Annotated in this window: 15 protein-coding genes; 9 read left to right on the forward strand and 6 right to left on the reverse strand. The window is 35.3% G+C overall.

Annotation, left to right across the window (positions count from 1 at the left end; genetic code table 11):
* Nucleotides 1-77: 77 nt before the first annotated feature.
* The 3 genes from PBT91_RS12725 to PBT91_RS12735 all read left to right on the forward strand — a co-directional run bounded on the left by PBT91_RS12725 (nt 78) and on the right by PBT91_RS12735 (nt 2,462).
* On the forward strand, nt 78-527 hold the full coding sequence (locus PBT91_RS12725; RefSeq protein ID WP_270061459.1) for a type I restriction enzyme HsdR N-terminal domain-containing protein: 450 nt from the start codon (nt 78-80) through the stop codon (nt 525-527).
* Nucleotides 528-1,523, forward strand: coding sequence for a glycosyltransferase family 2 protein (locus PBT91_RS12730; protein ID WP_270058847.1), 996 nt, complete (start codon nt 528-530; stop codon nt 1,521-1,523).
* Nucleotides 1,524-1,616: 93 nt separating this feature from the next.
* On the forward strand, nt 1,617-2,462 hold the full coding sequence (locus PBT91_RS12735) for an OmpA/MotB family protein (RefSeq protein ID WP_270058848.1): 846 nt from the start codon (nt 1,617-1,619) through the stop codon (nt 2,460-2,462).
* 144 nt (nt 2,463-2,606) lie between these two features.
* Here the strand turns inward: PBT91_RS12735 and PBT91_RS12740 are convergent, their stop codons facing one another.
* The 3 genes from PBT91_RS12740 to PBT91_RS12750 all read right to left on the reverse strand — a co-directional run bounded on the left by PBT91_RS12740 (nt 2,607) and on the right by PBT91_RS12750 (nt 5,885).
* Nucleotides 2,607-3,227: an L-threonylcarbamoyladenylate synthase gene (locus PBT91_RS12740; RefSeq protein ID WP_270058849.1), complete on the reverse strand. Its 621-nt coding sequence runs from the start codon at nt 3,225-3,227 to the stop codon at nt 2,607-2,609.
* Between the two features lie 2 nt (nt 3,228-3,229).
* Nucleotides 3,230-3,442, reverse strand: coding sequence for a DUF2945 domain-containing protein (locus PBT91_RS12745; RefSeq protein WP_270058850.1), 213 nt, complete (start codon nt 3,440-3,442; stop codon nt 3,230-3,232).
* 118 nt (nt 3,443-3,560) lie between these two features.
* The gene (locus tag PBT91_RS12750; RefSeq protein WP_270058851.1) at nt 3,561-5,885 is read right to left on the reverse strand and encodes an ATP-dependent helicase; all 2,325 of its coding nucleotides are present in this window, start codon (nt 5,883-5,885) and stop codon (nt 3,561-3,563) included.
* Nucleotides 5,886-6,056: 171 nt separating this feature from the next.
* Here PBT91_RS12750 and PBT91_RS12755 point away from each other — a divergent pair, with 171 nt between their 5' ends.
* The 3 genes from PBT91_RS12755 (at nt 6,057) to PBT91_RS12765 (ending at nt 8,416) form a co-directional block, all read left to right on the forward strand.
* Nucleotides 6,057-7,343 carry an amidohydrolase gene (locus tag PBT91_RS12755; RefSeq protein WP_270058852.1) on the forward strand — a complete coding sequence of 429 codons (1,287 nt, stop codon included), beginning with the start codon at nt 6,057-6,059 and terminating at the stop codon, nt 7,341-7,343.
* 71 nt (nt 7,344-7,414) lie between these two features.
* On the forward strand, nt 7,415-8,020 hold the full coding sequence (locus PBT91_RS12760) for a DUF7935 family protein (RefSeq protein ID WP_333474191.1): 606 nt from the start codon (nt 7,415-7,417) through the stop codon (nt 8,018-8,020).
* A gap of 162 nt (nt 8,021-8,182) precedes the next feature.
* The gene (locus PBT91_RS12765; RefSeq protein ID WP_270058853.1) at nt 8,183-8,416 is read left to right on the forward strand and encodes a PLDc N-terminal domain-containing protein; all 234 of its coding nucleotides are present in this window, start codon (nt 8,183-8,185) and stop codon (nt 8,414-8,416) included.
* Between the two features lie 347 nt (nt 8,417-8,763).
* Here the strand turns inward: PBT91_RS12765 and PBT91_RS12770 are convergent, their stop codons facing one another.
* Genes PBT91_RS12770 through PBT91_RS12780 form a run of 3 tightly spaced genes read right to left on the reverse strand, consistent with a single transcriptional unit; the run spans nt 8,764 to nt 12,689 of the window.
* Nucleotides 8,764-9,672 carry a patatin-like phospholipase family protein gene (locus tag PBT91_RS12770; protein WP_270058854.1) on the reverse strand — a complete coding sequence of 303 codons (909 nt, stop codon included), beginning with the start codon at nt 9,670-9,672 and terminating at the stop codon, nt 8,764-8,766.
* Nucleotides 9,672-10,574 (reverse strand): patatin-like phospholipase family protein, encoded by a 903-nt coding sequence (locus tag PBT91_RS12775; protein WP_270058855.1) that lies wholly within the window; start codon nt 10,572-10,574, stop codon nt 9,672-9,674. Before PBT91_RS12775 ends, PBT91_RS12770 begins: the two co-directional genes overlap by 1 nt.
* A gap of 3 nt (nt 10,575-10,577) precedes the next feature.
* Nucleotides 10,578-12,689, reverse strand: coding sequence for a M1 family metallopeptidase (locus PBT91_RS12780; RefSeq protein ID WP_270058856.1), 2,112 nt, complete (start codon nt 12,687-12,689; stop codon nt 10,578-10,580).
* 162 nt (nt 12,690-12,851) lie between these two features.
* Here PBT91_RS12780 and recG point away from each other — a divergent pair, with 162 nt between their 5' ends.
* From recG to PBT91_RS17660, 3 genes are all read left to right on the forward strand, one after another.
* Nucleotides 12,852-14,951, forward strand: a complete 2,100-nt coding sequence (gene recG, locus PBT91_RS12785) for an ATP-dependent DNA helicase RecG (RefSeq protein WP_270061461.1) — start codon at nt 12,852-12,854, stop codon at nt 14,949-14,951.
* 152 nt (nt 14,952-15,103) lie between these two features.
* Complete coding sequence (pheT, locus tag PBT91_RS12790; protein WP_270058857.1) at nt 15,104-17,530, forward strand: phenylalanine--tRNA ligase subunit beta; 2,427 nt, start codon at nt 15,104-15,106, stop codon at nt 17,528-17,530.
* Nucleotides 17,531-17,926: 396 nt separating this feature from the next.
* The gene (locus PBT91_RS17660) at nt 17,927-18,103 is read left to right on the forward strand and encodes an SMR family transporter (protein WP_443089625.1); all 177 of its coding nucleotides are present in this window, start codon (nt 17,927-17,929) and stop codon (nt 18,101-18,103) included.
* The last annotated feature ends 176 nt before the right edge of the window (nt 18,104-18,279 follow it).

Below are 18,279 nucleotides of genomic sequence, written 5' to 3' on the forward strand. Positions count from 1 at the left end.
AAAGAAACTTTTAGGCTGAAATTAGTTTTACCTTTAAAGGCTTTTGGATGTTGTATACTTTAGTATTTTTGGGGTCTATGATCGACCTCAATTTTCCAAAATATAATTTCAGGTTCAAAAATAGTCAAAATAAAATAGCTGTTTTTGACGAACTGCGGAAAAAATTTATAATTCTAACCCCAGAAGAATGGGTGCGCCAAAACTGCGTGCAATTTTTAATGAAGGAAAAAGAATTTCCTAAAAGTTTGATTAATGTAGAGAAGCAACTGAAGCTAGGTAAGTTAACCAAACGTTATGATGCCGTAGTTTACAATAGTGATGGAAGTATTCATCTAATTGTAGAGTGTAAAGCACCGCATATTAAAATCACACAAAATGTTTTCGATCAAATTGCACAATATAACATGACCTTAGATGCAGATTATTTAATGGTTACCAATGGATTGTCACATTACTATTGCAAAATGGATTACGAAGCAGGACAATATCAGTTTTTACCAGAAATCCCGGCATATAAACAAGCTTAAATGAAAGTAGCAGTTGTTATTTTAAACTGGAATGGGAAAGACTTGCTTAGGCAGTTTTTACCATCGGTCACTCAATTTTCTACAGAAGCCAATATCTATGTCGCCGATAATGCGTCAACCGACGATTCGATAGAATTTCTACGGAATAACTTTCCTGAAGTAAAAATTATTCAGAATAAAGAAAACGGAGGATATGCTAAAGGATATAACGACGCCCTGAAGCATCTTTCCGAAGAGATCTTAATCCTTTTAAATAGTGATATTGAAGTTACCAAAAATTGGTTACAACCGATATTAGAAACGTTTAGCAAACAATCTAAAACCGCTGTAGCACAGCCAAAAATCTTAGATTATAAAAAGAAAGATCATTTTGAATACGCTGGTGCGGCGGGAGGTTTTATTGATAAGTTTGGATATCCTTTTTGTAGAGGAAGAATATTTGATACCATAGAGAAAGATTTCGGCCAATTTAATGATGATGCAGAAATTTTTTGGGCAAGTGGTGCTTGTTTAGCTATTAGAAACGAGGTATTTAAAGAAATTGGAGGTTTTGATGAAGACTTCTTTGCCCACCAGGAAGAAATTGATTTATGCTGGCGAATTAAAAATTTTGATTACGATATAAAATATACAGGCAATTCTGTCGTTTACCACGTTGGAGGAGCAACTTTAGACAAAATGAATCCTAAAAAGACCTATTATAATTTTAGAAATAGTCTTTTTATGCTTGTTAAAAACCTCCCTAAGAAAGAAATGCGTAAAATTGTATTCCAAAGAATGATTTTGGATGGGATTGCCGGCTTAAAATTCTTAATTCAAGGTGATTATAAGCATTTTATATCGGTTTTAAAAGCCCATGCCCATTTTTACGCTAATTTTTCAAAAATGAGTAGAAAAAGAATTGAAAAATCGTCTAATATTCAGTATTTTGAGATTAAATCGGTTGTTTTTAAGTATTTCGTATTACGAAAAAAAACCTTTAAGAATATAATGTAAAGCCTGCCTAAAGTATTGTTAATACTACTTTTAAGCTTTATATTTTTTTGATACTTTTGGAAAATCTAACATTAACAATAATTACAACAAGTTATGAAAAAAATCATGCTTTTATCGGCCTCTGCGGCCATCTTGCTTTCTTCATGCGTTTCTAACAAGAAATATGCTGAACTCGAAGCAAAACAAAAAGAAACTCAGGATCAGCTTAATACCGCCACTGTAAAACTAAACGCTTGTCTTGATAGCAAAGACGAAATGACTGAAAGGATAAAAGTCCTTAATAACACAAATGCAGCGTTATTGAATAACGTTGGCGATCTTGCTACCCTTTCTAAGAAAGAAGCAGAAAATCTTGAGCGTTCTTTGGAAAGTATCAAAGAAAAGGATCTTGCTATTAAGAGCATGAGGGATGCTATCAACAAAAAAGACTCGGTTACTTTAGCGCTTGTTACTAGTCTAAAAGGAGCTATCGGAAACATGAACGATGAGGATATCGAAATCAATGTTGAAAAAGGTGTTGTTTACGTATCGATTTCTGATAAATTGTTATTCGACAGTGGTCGTTATAATGTAACTAATAGAGCTAAAGAGGTTCTAGGAAAAGTTGCTACTGTGATTAAAAATAAGCCAGACATCGAGTTTATGGTAGAAGGTCACACAGACGATCAATCTATCTCTACTTCTATGTTCCAGGATAACTGGGATCTTTCAGTAAAGAGAGCTACATCTGTAGTTAGAATTCTTCAAGACGAGTTCAATGTAGATCCTAAGCGTATGACTGCTGCAGGTAGATCTTACTACATGCCAGTAGCGTCTAACGATACTGCTGAAGGTCGTGCAAGAAACAGAAGAACAAGAATCGTTGTACTTCCTAAACTAGATCAGTTCTACGGAATGATTGAAGAAGGTATGGAGCAAGCTTCTAAAGCTTCAAACTAAGAAAATCAAATATTTTAATATATTGAAAAGCCTCGCTATGCGAGGCTTTTTCTTTTTCCTTGTTTTTAAATTTTCGTGAGAAATCAATAAAAAATCCCCGGTTTTTTGGCCGAGGATTTTTTTATTACCTAAAAGTATTATTGCTTACATTATTTCCAAACTTCCTTTACCTTCTCTTATAACTTCAGGTTCATTAGTAGTCATATCAATTACCGTACTAGGAGTATTATCACCATATCCACCATCAATAACAATATCGACGAGATTATCCCATTTTTCGAGAATCAACTCAGGATCTGTAGTATATTCGATCACCTCATCTTCATCCCTAATAGAAGTCGATACGATCGGATTCCCTAATTCTTCTACAATTGCCCGGCAAATGTTATTATCTGGCACTCTAATCCCAACTGTTTTCTTTTTCTTGAATACGGTTGGTAAATTATTATTTCCAGGTAATATAAAAGTATAAGGACCAGGTAAACAACGTTTCAAAATTTTAAAAGTCGCGGTATCGATTTGCTTTACATAATCAGATAAATTGCTAAGATCGTGACAAATAAAACTGAAATTCGCTTTTTCCAATTTCACTCCTTTAATCTGAGCGATCTTTTCTAAGGCTGAATTATTTGTAATATCACAACCTAAACCATAAACCGTATCGGTTGGATAGATTACGAGTCCGCCGTTACGCAAAGTTTTTACCACTTTAGCAATCTCACGCGGATTAGGATTTTCGTTATATATACGAACAATTTCAGCCATAGTTAATCAGCTTTTTCTACTTCTTTTTCTAATTTTAGAACTTTACTTCCGTCCTCCTGTTCAATTAGTAGCGCTTTATTGCCCTGTTCTCCTTTTCGGGTAATTTCATTGCCATCAATTGTTTTTGTAACCTCTTCAGTATAAGTTTCAGTTACTTTACCTTCAGCAGTTCCATTTCCCCATTCCCATTTTACATTACTTCCTTTCTGAATCATCTTTTTTCTTTTGAAGATAAAAAGAAAGCCGCAAATCGCGGCTTTGAATAACAGAAGTTTAACTCGAAAACCTTGTAAGCGCTAGCAATTTATAATTCTCGAATGTTTAGAAAATCTTTTAAGAAAGCAATTTCAATTTAGCGAATCTTAGCAATAGTTTTTTGATTCCGCCATTTTCAAAATTAATTTCAGCTTTTTTATCTTGGCCAACCCCTTCGATACCCAAAACTTTTCCTTTACCAAAACGCATATGTTCAACCTCATTTCCAACCTCCAGTTGAATAGCATTGGTAGCTTTAGCAGGTTCTGAGGCTGCAGGTCGTAATTTTCGTAATTTCCTAAGCTGCTCCTCAGTTGGCTTATGTGCCGGTGGTGGCGTCCCAGCTTTTGGTTTTGTTTGTCGAAGTTTGGACTTATCGACTTCATCTCCAAAAATATCTGTATCGATAAGTGGCTTATATTTATAATCATCCTGCGGAATCATATAATCCAAAAACTTATCATCAATCTCTTCAATAAATCTACTTGGCTCGGCATCTACAAGTTTTCCCCAACGATATCTGCTTTGCGTATATGTCAAAAAAGCTTGTTTCTCAGCTCGAGTTACGGCAACATAAAACAATCTACGTTCTTCTTCGAGTTCAGATCGGGTATTCATACTCATTCCAGAAGGGAATAAATCTTCTTCCATACCAACTATATAAACGTAAGGAAACTCAAGTCCTTTCGCAAGGTGAATGGTCATTAAAGCCACGCGATCCTCATCTTCGGTATCCTTATCCAAATCGGTTGCTAAAGCGACATCTTCTAAAAATTCTGCTATAGATCCATTAGCATCAGCAAGTTCTTTTTGTTCTTCAACAAAATCTTTAATACCGTTTAATAATTCTTCGATATTCTCGATTCTGGCGATTCCTTCTGGTGTACCGTCTTTTTTTAATTCCTGCACCAATCCTGTTTTCTTCGCTACGGTATCGGCAACAGTAAAAGCATCGGCATTCTGAGCCAAAATTGTAAAATGCTTAATCATATTTACAAAATTGTCCAGTTTTGTACGGGTACTTTTAGTAATCTTTATTTCAGGAAGATGATCCAGATTTTCTAAAACTTCGAAGATCGATTTTCCGTATTTGTTGGCAGCGATACTTAGCCTATCCATCGTTGTTGCTCCAATACCGCGCGCAGGATAATTGATCACGCGCTTTAAAGCCTCTTCGTCTTTCGGATTTATTAATAATCGTAAATACGATAGCACATCTTTAATTTCCTTACGCTGATAGAACGACAAACCTCCATAAATTCGATACGGAATATCTTTCTTCCGCAGCGCATCTTCCATCGCCCTACTCTGTGCGTTGGTTCGGTACAAAATTGCAAAATCACCATTAGCCATTTGATTTTGCATTTTATTTTCAAAAATCGAACTGGCTACAAATCGGCCTTCCTCACCATCGGTCAATAACCTGTTCACCACGATCTTTGGCCCATCGTCATTCGCCGTCCAAACTACTTTATCTAATTTGGTCTGGTTTTTATCGATTATCGAGTTCGCTGCATTTACAATATTTCCGGTAGAACGATAATTTTGTTCCAAGCGGTACATTTCTACGCCTTCGTAATCTTTTTGAAAGTTAAGAATGTTATTAATATTCGCTCCTCGGAAGGCATAAATACTTTGCGCATCGTCCCCCACCACACAGATATTCTGAAATTTATCAGACAATGCTTTTACGATCAAATACTGCGAGTGATTGGTATCCTGATACTCATCCACTAAAATATATCGAAATCGATTCTGATATTTCTGAAGCACTTCAGGAAAACGGTTTAAAAGCTCATTGGTTTTCAGCAATAAATCATCAAAATCCATTGCACCGGCCTTAAAACAACGCTGCACATATTCCTGGTAAATTTCGCCCATTCTCGGCTTTTTGCTCATCGCATCAGCCTCAATTAATTCAGGATTATTAAAATAAGCTTTTACAGTAATTAAGCTGTTTTTGTAAGACGAAATTCGGCTATAGACCTGCTTATATTTATACACATCTTTATCAAGCTGCATATCCTTTATGATCGCTCTAATTACGCTCTGTGAATCCTGCGTATCATAAATTGTAAAATTAGAAGGATAACCTAACTTATCGGCTTCAAAACGTAGAATCTTGGCAAAAACCGAGTGGAATGTTCCCATCCACAGATTTTTAGCTTCACTTCTACCCACGATCTGGGCAATACGATGTTGCATTTCTCGCGCCGCTTTATTAGTAAAAGTTAAGGCAAGAATGTTAAAAGCATCGATTCCTTTACTCATCATGTATGCGATCCTATACGTAAGTACACGGGTTTTACCAGAACCGGCTCCCGCAATTACAATCATAGGACCTTCAATCTGCAACGTTGGTGCCCTTTGGGCATCATTTAATTCGGCTAAATAAGCTTCCAATTTCCTTCAAATTTTAAAAGCGTGAATTTAACCAAAATGAATCAATTTCTAAACTCCGCTCGTTAATACTTTTAAACAGCGATTCGCTAGGCTTTAATTGTTTATATTTTTTAGTATTTTTAAAGGAAGTGTTTTTCGAATAAAAATAACAATCCCTTTTAACGAATTTCAATGAAGAAAATTTACTATCTATCCCTCTCTTTACTTTCTGCTTTTAGCTACGGGCAAAAAATGGATGCCGATCTTGAAAAGGACATCGCTGCCGTAGAAGAAAAAGTGATCGAATGGCGAAGAGATTTCCATGAGCACCCAGAACTCTCGAATCGCGAATTTGAAACTGCTGAAAAAATCGCCAAGCATTTAAAAAATTTAGGTTTTGAAGTTGAGACTGAAATCGCAAAAACCGGAGTTGTAGCTTTATTAAAAGGAGACCATCCAGGAAAAGTTGTAGCTCTGCGAGCCGATATCGATGCGTTGCCGGTAACCGAAAGAAATGATTTGCCTTTTAAATCTAAAGTAACCACCGAATTTCTTGGTGCGCAAACCGGAGTAATGCATGCCTGCGGTCACGATACGCATACTGCAATATTAATGGGTGCTGCTGAAGTTTTATCACAGCACAAAGATAAAATTCATGGAACGATAAAATTTATTTTTCAACCAGCTGAAGAAGGCCCACCACCAGGTGAAGAAGGCGGTGCAAAACTAATGATCAAAGAAGGAGTCCTAAAAAGTCCAGATGTTGATGCGATCTTTGGTTTACATATTAATTCTGAAACTCCTGTTGGCACCATTCGTTACAAACCGGAAGGTACAATGGCCGCGGTAGAACGTTTTGTAATCAAAGTAAAAGGAAAACAAACACATGGTTCACAACCTTGGAGTGGCACAGATCCTATTCTTATTTCAGCTAAAATCATCGATGGTTTACAAACGATTATTAGCCGTGATGCTAAATTGATCGATGCTGCAGCGGTAATTACCGTTGGAAAAATAACCAGTGGCGTACGTTTTAATATTATTCCAGAAAGTGCTGAAATGATTGGAACTGTTAGAACTTTAGAACCGAAAATGCGAGAAAAGATTTTAAGCCGAATGAAAGAAATGGTGCCAAAACTTGCGGAAGCCTACGGTGGTGAAGCCACTATCGAAATCCAAAATAACACTGCGGTGACTTATAATGATGTTACATTAACTAATCAAATGCTGCCAAGCTTACAAAAAGTGGCCGGCGAAGATCATGTAGAACTGGTTAAAGCGACGACCGGAGGTGAAGATTTCTCTTATTTTCAGGAAGAAGTTCCGGGCTTATACTTCTTTTTAGGTGGACAACCTTTGGATAGCGAAGAACCAGCACCGCATCACACACCCGACTTTTTTATTGATGAAAGCGGATTATTACTGGGGGTTAAAGCAATGACACAATTGGCTCTGGACTATCTTGATCCTCCGCAATAAAATAGGTGGAAAATCTTGTCATGCTGAATTTGATTCAGCTTCTCGCTTTAAATAGTTTTAATGAGGAATTTATGGATTCAATCAAAGGTACTTTTTCGTTAACTTTGACGTTTAACTTAGAAAAAGTACCTTTCGTTTTTTTAGAACAAACCAGCATGAACGATTTAGATTTATTGCAATTACTTTATAACATTTTACCGGCTATCATCGTGGCCGCGGTAGCTTTTTATTTTTTTAAGACCTTTTCTGAAAACGAGAATCGTAGACGTAGATTTTTATTGCATCAAGAAAATCAAAAAACAGGACTTCCTCTTAAACTTCAGGCCTACGAACGAATGGTCTTATTTCTTGAAAGGATTTCTCCCGGAAATCTATTAGTAAGGATAAAGCCAAATACTTCAGATAAAATTCAGTACTCAAATACTTTGATTAGTGCGATCGACCAGGAATTTGAGCACAATTTAGCGCAGCAGATCTATGTTTCTAACGAATGTTGGAATTACATAAAAACAGCTAAAAATGCTACAATTTCACTGATAAGACAAACCGCTGCAGATAATAACGTTGAAAATGCCGCAATGCTTCAAGAAAAAGTACTAACAGTTTTAATGGATGAAGATGCTCCTACCGTTGCTGCGCTTACTTTCGTTAAAAATGAAGTAAAGGAGTTTGTTTAGCTTAGCTAAGCTTCAGCCTTCAGTTTAAATTAATTCCGAAAATTTATAATCTGAATTTTTAGTTCTTAAATGTTTTTGGATTATCGCTTAAAGATTTTATCTGGACGTGTTTAGATGAAAATACATCTTTTAGAAATATATTGAAATTATCGAATGGCAGCTATGAATATACTAATTGGTCTAGTTTTAATTTTGAGTCTATTCCTATGGTTTTGGGCGATATGGGATTTATCTAAATCCAGATTCAAGAAAACTTTTCTTAAATTTGTGTGGTTATTGATAGTTTTATTCTTCCCAGTTTTTGGATCGATCTTTTATTTTCAGTTAAAGAGAGAATTCACAATAAAACAAAGACACTTTAAACCAGATTTTTCTCAGGCAAAAAGAACTTTTTAAAGTTATATTTTCTAAAATTAAATAGAATTATGAAAAAAGGTGAAGCAACTCAGAAACCAAAAGAAAAAACAAATATTTTAGTCCTAGGATTAAGTTTTATAGTTTTTTATACTATTTTCTCTTACTGGGATTACTTGAAAAGTTTAATTGCGAGCTTGTTTTAGTTACTTTATTCTTCAGTTAGCCTCAGACTCCGTGACATTTCGAGAGAGGTGCGAGTCGAGAAATCTAATCTTTAAATCGATTCATTTCCAAATTATCAAATTTCCTAATCAGCACATCACCAAATCATCTATTTTCTAAAAGCGCAGCAGTCTCAATTCTCTTTTCTAAAATCTAATTTTCTTTTAAACCTCAGGTTTAATCTTTTTATCTTCTGCTACTTTTTTTTGGGCGTAATCATAGCCTTGCTTCCACCATTCGGTCATTAGTTTTTTGTTGAAAACAAGCGAGTTTTCGGTAAGTTTTGTCGGAGTATAGAAAATATTCAACTTCACGTTTTTATTCAGCGCAGCAAGTTTTCCTTCGATCACATCGTGATACTCTACCTGATCTAGCACAAAGCTATATAAATTCATCATTAAACTGAATGGATTCTTGCCCAAAACCTTATTATACTCCATATTCTCTGCTTCTAAGATAATAGCATCAACTTCAGTAGCACCTCGTTTTATCGCTTCCCGAATAGGAACCACACAGCCTAAACCACCATCGGCATATTCGTAACCATTTTTTTTGGCCAAGCTCATAAACGGAATATAATTACAGGAAATCCAGATCCAGTCGCAAAAATCATCGTAAGAGAAATCGTGAATAGACTTATATTCTACTCGGTTTTTAGACAAATTGGATACTGTGACAATTACATCTCCTACCTGATTCTTTAAATTTTTGAAATTCTCTTCAGAAAAATTCCTGCGGATATGCTTTAAGAGATTCTTACTTTCTCCAAAAGTTCGCTTTTTCTTTAAAAATTGCCAAAACATATTAAAGTAGTTGATCGTCACATATTCCCGACCTTCTTTCTTCTTAACGATAAACGGATTTAAACTGAAAATTTTACGCTGATTTACATTCGTGTAGAGGTCGTAAACTTTTTGAATATTTCCTGCCGCCAGATGCGGAATCAATAGACTACCGGTAGAAGTTCCCAAAAAAAGATCATATTTTTTCTTTTCGGCTTCCATTAAATATTGGGCTACGCCGCCTGCAAATGCTCCTTTACTACCGCCGCCCGAGATGACCAATGCTCGCATTAGGGTTCGATTTGGTTTATTTCTTCACTCTTCATTTTAGCATAGTTGAAACCACTTTCCCACCAACGCTTCATTTTTTCCTGTTCAAAAATAAGGGAATTCGTAGTCAATACAGTTGGTGTATAGTAAAAATTAATAATTACATCTTTGTTAGCGGCAGCAAATTTACCAATTTTAATATTTTGATTTTCAACCCTATCGGTTACAAAATTAAATAGGTTTGTAATTAAACCGAAAACATTTTTTGAAGGCATCCGGTTAAAATGGCTAACTTCAGTTTTCAAGATAATGGCATCAATTTCTGTAGCACCACGTTTTACCGCCTCTTCGATAGGCACCATCGATCCAAAACCACCATCGGCATATTCACATCCATTTTTCTGAACTAAACTCATAAACGGTGTATAGTTACAGGAAATCCAAATCCATTCTATAAAATCTTGATACTCGAAATCTTTTATCGATTTATATTCCACTTCATTAAGTGATAAATTAGAAACGGTTACCAGAATATCTTTTTCTGAATGTTTTAATTGCTGAAATTCTTCTTCAGAAAAGGTATTTAAAATAAGTTTTTTCAGGTTTTTGCTTTCTCCAAATGTTTTTCGGCCTCTGGCTAAATTCCGTAGCACATTGAAGTGATTGATACTAATTTGATCATACCCATTTTTATGCTTAATTAAGAAAGGACGAAGATTAAAAATACTCGACTCGTTAACCGAGGTGTAAACCTGTTTAATCTTTTCAACTTTTTTCAATGCCAGGTGTGATATCAACAAACTACCGGTAGAAGTGCCCAGATACATATCGTAATCTTTGCCCATTTTTTCTATTAAATGCTGCGCAACACCACCCGCAAAAGCACCTTTACTACCACCACCTGAAATCACTAATGCCTTCATTATTTATAATTGAGATTGTAAATATTGCTGCTCTTTTTCTGAAAAAGAATTAGACAAGTCTTGTAGTTTTTTACGGTACTTTTGGTGCGTTAGTATTTCCTTTAGCAATTGTCTACAATAATCTCTAAACCTATAGGTATGATGTTGCGTACCTTGCATAAGATCTTTTAAGTTTTGATCTGAAAAAGCATCAATCTGGAATAAATAACTAAAGGCATTTTGTCGAATTTCGAATGGATATTTTGTTTGGGTGTAGCCGGAAAGTTCAGCATAATTTTTTTGGCTATTTTCAGCATCAAATTCTGGTGTCACCAGATTTAAAGTGAGCCACAACATACGTACATTCTTATTGTAAAATCCTTCTATGTTTTTCGTTTTGCTTAAGTATTTAGATCGTTCTTCCGGAAAATTAGTCCATAACGTCATTAAAGCATACTCTTTAGTGAGGTAAGAATCATCATTCAGTAAATCTTCATATTCAGATTTTAATGCTTTTGGAATTTCTTTCATGCTTGAAGCTATGGTTTGTCGCACAAAAATATTACCGGTTTCAAAAGCCTTTTTATAAAGATCGATTGTTTCTTGTGAAGTATTTCCCTGTAATTGCATTACTGCTTCCTGCCCAATATAATCGTTTACAGGAAAATCTAAAGCACCATTTAAAATATTGTATTTTATTCCAACGCTTTGCTCTCTCACAGCAGCAATATCTAAATACCTTCTAATAAATGCAGACTGTTTTAAAGAATTAAGCACGGCGTTCGCCTTAAAAGCCGATTGCTCTAACCAATCTTCTTTAAATTGGGTTAAATCCTGCCCGCTAACATTTTCCATTTCTGCAAGAAAATTATCGGTGGTTACATTCTTAAAACTATATAATTTTAAATAATTTCTTACACCGGTTTTAAAAGCTTCGTCTCCTAATTTTTCTCTTAAAATATGTAATGCCCAGGCTCCTTTTTGATAAAAAGTAAGAGAGCTTGCTTTTGGATTTAGTAGCGCTTCACCTTCACCGCGATCGCTATTTTTTTTAAGCTGCTCGGCGGTTTCATATAATTTCCAGTAATAGTAATCCTCACCAAATAATTGTTTTTCAGTAAGCAATGCATAGTAAGTTGCAAATCCTTCATGCAACCAGTGGTGTTTACCCTCAGTCTCGGTCACTAAATCCCCAAACCATTGGTGTGCCAGCTCGTGAGCATTTACATTTACATAATTCTGATCTTTAAATCCTATGCTATCGGTAAGCATAGATTCAGAAAAAATAGTTGCACCGGTATTTTCCATTCCTGCATAGAGGAAATCTTCAACCGGAATCTGTTTATAATTTTGCCAAGGAAATTCTACCCCAATTTCATTTACTAAAAAATCGAATATTTTCTTAGAATATCGATACGTTGGTTCTGCTAAATTTTCATCTTTTGTCTCGTAGAATAACGAAATTGGAATACCACCGGCACTTTGAAGTTTAGTACTTTCATAATTCCCGGCTGCAACTGCAACCAGATAGCTACTCATAGGCTCTTTCATACTAAAACTCCATTGCTTTACAGAATCGTTTAGCATTTCTTCATTTTCCAGTTTTCCGTTCGCTATTACTTTATAATTTTTATTGAAATTGATCTTCAAATTAAAAACGGTTTTCTCGCGCATATCATCAAAACTGGGTAACCAATGTGACGTATAGCGTCCCTGCCCCTGCGTCCAGACTTGTTTACTTATTTCTTGAGAATCTGGCTGATCCCAATTAATAAAATACATGGTTTGTTTTGGCGAAACTGAATATTTAAGCTGAAGTTTATTTTCTTTAGACCGATCAAGTCGCGTTTTAATCCAGATTTTGTCTTCAGCTAAACGAAAATCGGCTTCCTCTCCATTTACTAATACTTCGCGAAAACTCATGTTTTCAGCATCAATAAATATCGAATCTACCTGCTTTAAAACTTCAAATTCATAATTTACATTCCCTTCCACACGGGTAGCTTCGGGATAAATACTAATTTCTGCATTAACTGTTTTAAAATCTACAAATTCAATTTGATTATCGCTAGAGATCGATTGTGCTTTAAGAAAAAAAGCGTTTAGAATTATAAGGGAAAAGAAAATCTTCTTCATTATTGATAAACATAGTTTGGTAACGGCAAATTACAAAATTTAGCGCCAGAGGTCGCTTTTAAACTTAATCTTTCGGTTTCCTTCCATAATTTTTAAAAAGAAATAGCATAAAATATGCCCGAAATAATTCTAAAATTAGGCTTTTTAATATCTTCGTTTTTTATGAACCTTAATATTCTACAAACTCCGATTGATTATTTAAAAGGTGTTGGCCCAAACCGGGCTGATGTCCTACGGAAAGAATTAGGCATTCATACGTACCAGGATTTAGTAAATTTCTTCCCCAATCGCTACCTCGATAAAACACGATTTTATAAAATCTCTGAATTACAACGAAATTCGGCTGAAGTACAGGTAGTAGGAAAAATCACCCATATTAAAATGGTTGAGCAGAAAAGGGGAAAACGTTTGGTTGCTGACTTTGTTGATGACACCGGCCGTATGGAACTGGTTTGGTTTAGAGGCCATAAGTGGATTAGGGAGAATTTAAAATTGAATACGCCATACGTTGTTTTTGGCAGAACTAACTGGTTTAGTGGCATTTTTAGTATGCCTCACCCAGAGATGGATACGCTGACCGACTACAAAAAGCAATTGCGCCCCGCGATGCAACCTATTTATCCTTCTACAGAATTATTGCAGAAAAAAGGGATTACCAATCGCGCGGTTAATAAAATGTTACAACAGCTTTTTGCTGAAACTAAAGCCCGTTTTTATGATACTTTAAGCGAAGAAATTAAAGAAGAATTTCGCTTAATTTCCAAAGCCGAAGCGCTTTTTAATATTCATTTTCCAAAGAATGCCGAGTTGCTTGCTAAAGCACAGTTTCGTTTAAAATTTGAAGAACTTTTTTACATTCAGCTGCAATTATTACTTAAAAATCAACTTCGCAAACAGAAAATAAAAGGTTTTGTTTTTGGCGAAATTGGAGAAAATTTCAGCGGATTTTATAAAAATCATTTGCCTTTCGATCTTACCGGCGCTCAAAAAAGAGTGATTAAAGAAATTAGATCAGATCTAGGAACAGGTGCGCAGATGAATCGTCTTTTGCAGGGTGATGTTGGTTCAGGAAAAACCATTGTCGCTTTAATGAGCATGCTTATTGCTATCGATAACGGTTTTCAGGCCTGTTTAATGGCACCTACAGAGATTTTAGCGATTCAACATTACCATGGTTTGGTAGAACTTTGTGCACAAATGGATCTTTCGATCTTTTTACTTACCGGTTCTTCTAAAAAGGCACATCGCCGAGAATTGCATGAAAAATTAGAAACGGGAGAAATCGATATTCTAATTGGCACACATGCGCTTTTAGAGGATAAGGTAAAATTTAATAATCTTGGTTTAGCTATCATCGACGAGCAACACCGCTTTGGTGTAGCACAACGAGCAAAACTATGGCGAAAAAATAAAATTCCGCCGCACGTTTTAGTGATGACGGCAACGCCAATTCCCCGCACCCTGGCCATGAGTTTGTATGGTGATTTGGATATTTCAGTGATCGACGAATTACCACCGGGACGAAAACCGATAAGAACGGTGCATCGTTTTGATAGTAATCGCTTAAAAGTTTTCAGATTTTTAAAAGAAGAAATTGATAAAGGACGCCAAGTTTATGTAGTTTATCCACTAATACAGGAATCCGAAAAAATGGACTATAAAGATTTGATGGATGGCTATGAGAGTATTGCCCGCGAGTTTCCCGATTATCAAATCTCGATCGTTCACGGCCAAATGAAGCCTGCCGATAAGGATTATGAAATGCAACGCTTTGCGGAAGGAAAAACCGAAATTATGGTGGCCACTACTGTCATTGAAGTTGGCGTGAACGTTCCTAACGCCAGTGTTATGATTATTGAAAGCGCTGAGCGATTTGGACTTTCTCAATTGCATCAGCTAAGAGGCCGCGTGGGCCGTGGAGCCGAACAGAGTTATTGTATTTTAATGACGGGACATAAATTATCAAACGATAGTAAAACAAGGCTAGAAACCATGACGGCAACCAACGACGGTTTCCAAATTGCTGAAGTTGATTTGAAACTTCGCGGTCCTGGTGATATCATGGGAACGCAACAAAGTGGTGTCCTAAATTTAAAAATCGCCGATATTGTTAAGGATAATGACCTGCTTAAAACAGCTCGTCATGTTGCTTTAAAAGTGTTGAAGGAAGATCCAAAATTAGCTTTAGAGAAAAATAAAGTACTACGTTTTACCTACGGGCAGCTCGCAAAACACCAAAATATCTGGAATTATATTTCTTAGCGGAAATTTCAGTAGTATCGATATTTTTGCATGCCGAATTTCAGCTTAAAAAAGTCTATAAAATTCTTTCAAAATAGGCTATAATTTTACAAACCTTAGATTATGCCAAAATCAATGGTAATACTATCTTTGTAGATTGTAAAATTACATAGATGAAAATTTCATACAACTGGTTAAAACAATTTATAAAGCTTCCTGAAGATGCCGAAAAAACTGGCGAACTATTAACTGATCTTGGTTTAGAGGTTGAAGGAATTAAGAGTTTTCAAAGTGTAAAAGGTGGCTTAGAAGGTATCGTAGTTGGGCATGTACTAAGCTGCGAGAAACACCCAAATGCCGCTAAACTTAATATCACCAAAGTAAATCTTGGTGATGGCGAAGAAGTACAAATTGTTTGTGGAGCTCCAAACATTGCGGCAGGACAAAAAGTTCCGGTAGCAACAATTGGCACCATTCTTTATGATGAAAAAGGTGAAGAATGGAAAATCAAAAAAGGGAAAATTAGAGGTGAATTAAGTTTTGGAATGATTTGTTCTGAAAGCGAAATTGGTCTTGGATCTAGCCATGATGGTATTATGGTAATGGAAGAAGATCTAATTCCCGGGACACCTGTTGCTGAAGTTTTTGAAATAGAAAATGATCAGGTTTTTGAAATTGGTCTTACGCCAAACCGCGCCGATGCTATGAGCCATTGGGGCGTAGCAAGAGATTTAAAAGCAGGTTATCAACAAGAGAATAAAAGTTTAGAACTTATCACTCCTTCTGTAAGCAACTTTCATGTTGACAATAGAAGTTTAAGAATCCCTATTTTTGTTGATGATTCTTCTTTAGCGCCACGATATTGCGGAATCACCATAAGCGATGTTAAAATTCAGGAATCGCCTAAATGGTTACAAAACCGTTTAAAAGCAATTGGCATCGCTCCAAAAAATAATGTTGTAGACATTACCAATTATGTATTGCATGAGTTGGGACAACCCTTACATGCTTTCGATGCTTCTAAAATTGCAGGTAACGAAATTCATGTAAAAACACTTGAAGCCGGCACAAAATTTACCACCTTAGATGAAGTGGAAAGAGAACTTCATGAAGAAGATCTTATGATCTGTGATAAGGAAAAACCACTTTGTATTGCAGGAGTTTTTGGAGGATTAAACAGTGGAGTTTCAGAAAATACCTCCCAAATATTCTTAGAAAGTGCATATTTTAATCCCGTAAGCGTTCGCAAAACAGCAAAAAGACATGGTTTAAATACCGATGCCTCTTTTAGATTTGAACGTGGCATCGATCCTAGCATTACAGAATATGCATTAAAACGTGCGGCTCTTTTGATTACTGAATTAGCAGGCGGCGAAATAACCAGCGATGTTGACGATCTTTATTTCAAAAAAATAGAAGATTTTCAGGTTTTCCTAACATTCGATAAAGTAAACAAGCTTATTGGCGAAAATCTTGAAGAAGAAACTATAAAATCGATCTTAGCTTCTTTAGAAATTCGAGTGAATAATGTTACCGAGACAGGCATGGGACTCACAATTCCTTCCTATCGCGTAGATGTTCAACGAGAATCTGATGTTATCGAAGAGATCCTTCGAGTGTATGGATATAACAACATAAAATTCAATGAAAAGTTTAATGCTTCGGTTTCTATTTCATCGAAATTTGAAGATTATAAACTTCAGAATATTATTGCAAACCAATTAGTAGGACAAGGTTTTTACGAAACCATGGCCAATTCACTTACAAGTCCGTCTCACATAGAGCTGAGTGAACAACTAAAAAGCGAATATAATGTTGAAATGCTGAATCCGCTTAGTGGCGATCTTTCAGTAATGAGACAATCAATGCTGTTTAGTGGTTTAGAAAGTATAAGACACAATTTAAACCGAAAAAGAAGAGATCTAAAACTTTTCGAATTCGGAAAAACGTATCACAATTATACTGGTGGTCGTGTTGAAAATAAACATCTATCGATTTTTGTAAGTGGCGATAAAGCTAAAGAAAGCTGGAGCTCTGCTGCTCAAAAAGGAACTTTCTTTTATATGAAGGGAGTTATTGAAGCAGTTTTCCAAAGATTGGGAATTAAAAGCTTAAAATCTAGTGCTATAAAATCTGATGTTTTTGCTGAAGGAATTATTTTGAGTTCAGGAAAATCGAAATTGGTAGAATTTGGAGTGATTAAAAAATCGATACTAAAACATTTTGATATTGATCAAGAAGTTTTATTTGCAGATTTTAATTGGGATGCAGTTATCGAGATTACTAAAACACAGTCTAATAAGTTTGTAGATATTCCAAAATATCCGGCAGTGAGACGTGATTTCGCTTTATTATTAGACGATGCTATTTCTTATGCTGAAATTGAAACCATCGCTACACAAACAGAAAAGAAATTACTAAAAGAAGTAAATCTATTTGATGTGTATCAAGGCGAAAATCTTCCCGAAGGTAAAAAGAGTTATGCGGTGAGTTTTACATTTCAGGATGAAAACAAAACTATGACTGATAAGCAAATTGATAAAATTATGAGCAAACTTCAGTATAGATTCGAAAACGAATTAAAAGCTGAACTACGATAAATTCAGAAAAAAATATACTTAAATATTAGATTATTGGTTCAACTAAATTTGAATCCAGAAGTATATAAGTTTTAACTCGATAATCGATATTAAATGCTCCAAGGCTTGTCTTGAAATTATTTTTTTCAATTCCATGTCTCATGAACTTTCTCTGAGGTTGTTTGCAAAAAACCTGTGCACTAAAAGTTAAGAGGCTTATTAATATTGGGGACTAAAGGTCCCCTTTTTTTATTCCAATATTTTTTTGGAAGAAAGTTAAATTGCGCATGCTGGTTATCAATTTATATATCTATTATAGTAAAGATGCTATACAGGATTTTTTATAAAAGCAAATAACACTAAAGGGATGATATAAAAACTTTGGTTTGGTGCTTTTTACTATGTCTTTTTATAAGCATGAGCTTGCTTTTAAAAGTTACAAAGGTACTTTTCATTATTACAAGTTATGCAGTTTGGACGGGCTTTGGTGCAGCCGGTACCTTGATTTTAGGACTATTCCTTTTCAAAAAAAACAGTAACATTTTCGAGATTGTTTTTTTATCACCACACCTATTGGCTCTATCATTGGTTTAAAATTAATGTGCCATTAAAAATGTGAACCACCAAAAGCATCCTTCATCTTAACAGTCAAGTGCTGATACTTTAATTTAGTTATTCTGAAATATCGGCGCAGGAACTAGCCAGCATAATAAAAGAATACTTAAAAAGGCAACAAATGTGAGGATAATAAGAAATTTGAATCGTCTCAA

The organism is Zunongwangia sp. HGR-M22, assembly GCF_027594425.1.
GTDB lineage: Bacteria > Bacteroidota > Bacteroidia > Flavobacteriales > Flavobacteriaceae > Zunongwangia.

Excerpts from the sequence above, each read along its gene's own strand:
- PBT91_RS12725 (WP_270061459.1), top strand. The coding sequence starts at position 78 with ATGATCGACCTCAATTTTCCAAAATATAATTTCAGGTTCAAAAATAGT.
- PBT91_RS12730 (WP_270058847.1), top strand. The coding sequence starts at position 528 with ATGAAAGTAGCAGTTGTTATTTTAAACTGGAATGGGAAAGACTTGCTT.
- PBT91_RS12735 (WP_270058848.1), top strand. The coding sequence starts at position 1,617 with ATGAAAAAAATCATGCTTTTATCGGCCTCTGCGGCCATCTTGCTTTCT.
- PBT91_RS12740 (WP_270058849.1), bottom strand. The coding sequence starts at position 3,227 with ATGGCTGAAATTGTTCGTATATATAACGAAAATCCTAATCCGCGTGAG.
- PBT91_RS12745 (WP_270058850.1), bottom strand. The coding sequence starts at position 3,442 with ATGATTCAGAAAGGAAGTAATGTAAAATGGGAATGGGGAAATGGAACT.
- PBT91_RS12755 (WP_270058852.1), top strand. The coding sequence starts at position 6,057 with ATGAAGAAAATTTACTATCTATCCCTCTCTTTACTTTCTGCTTTTAGC.
- PBT91_RS12760 (WP_333474191.1), top strand. The coding sequence starts at position 7,415 with ATGGATTCAATCAAAGGTACTTTTTCGTTAACTTTGACGTTTAACTTA.
- PBT91_RS12765 (WP_270058853.1), top strand. The coding sequence starts at position 8,183 with ATGAATATACTAATTGGTCTAGTTTTAATTTTGAGTCTATTCCTATGG.
- PBT91_RS12770 (WP_270058854.1), bottom strand. The coding sequence starts at position 9,672 with ATGCGAGCATTGGTCATCTCGGGCGGCGGTAGTAAAGGAGCATTTGCA.
- PBT91_RS12775 (WP_270058855.1), bottom strand. The coding sequence starts at position 10,574 with ATGAAGGCATTAGTGATTTCAGGTGGTGGTAGTAAAGGTGCTTTTGCG.
- PBT91_RS12780 (WP_270058856.1), bottom strand. The coding sequence starts at position 12,689 with ATGAAGAAGATTTTCTTTTCCCTTATAATTCTAAACGCTTTTTTTCTT.
- recG (WP_270061461.1), top strand. The coding sequence starts at position 12,852 with ATGAACCTTAATATTCTACAAACTCCGATTGATTATTTAAAAGGTGTT.
- pheT (WP_270058857.1), top strand. The coding sequence starts at position 15,104 with ATGAAAATTTCATACAACTGGTTAAAACAATTTATAAAGCTTCCTGAA.
- PBT91_RS17660 (WP_443089625.1), top strand. The coding sequence starts at position 17,927 with ATGAGCTTGCTTTTAAAAGTTACAAAGGTACTTTTCATTATTACAAGT.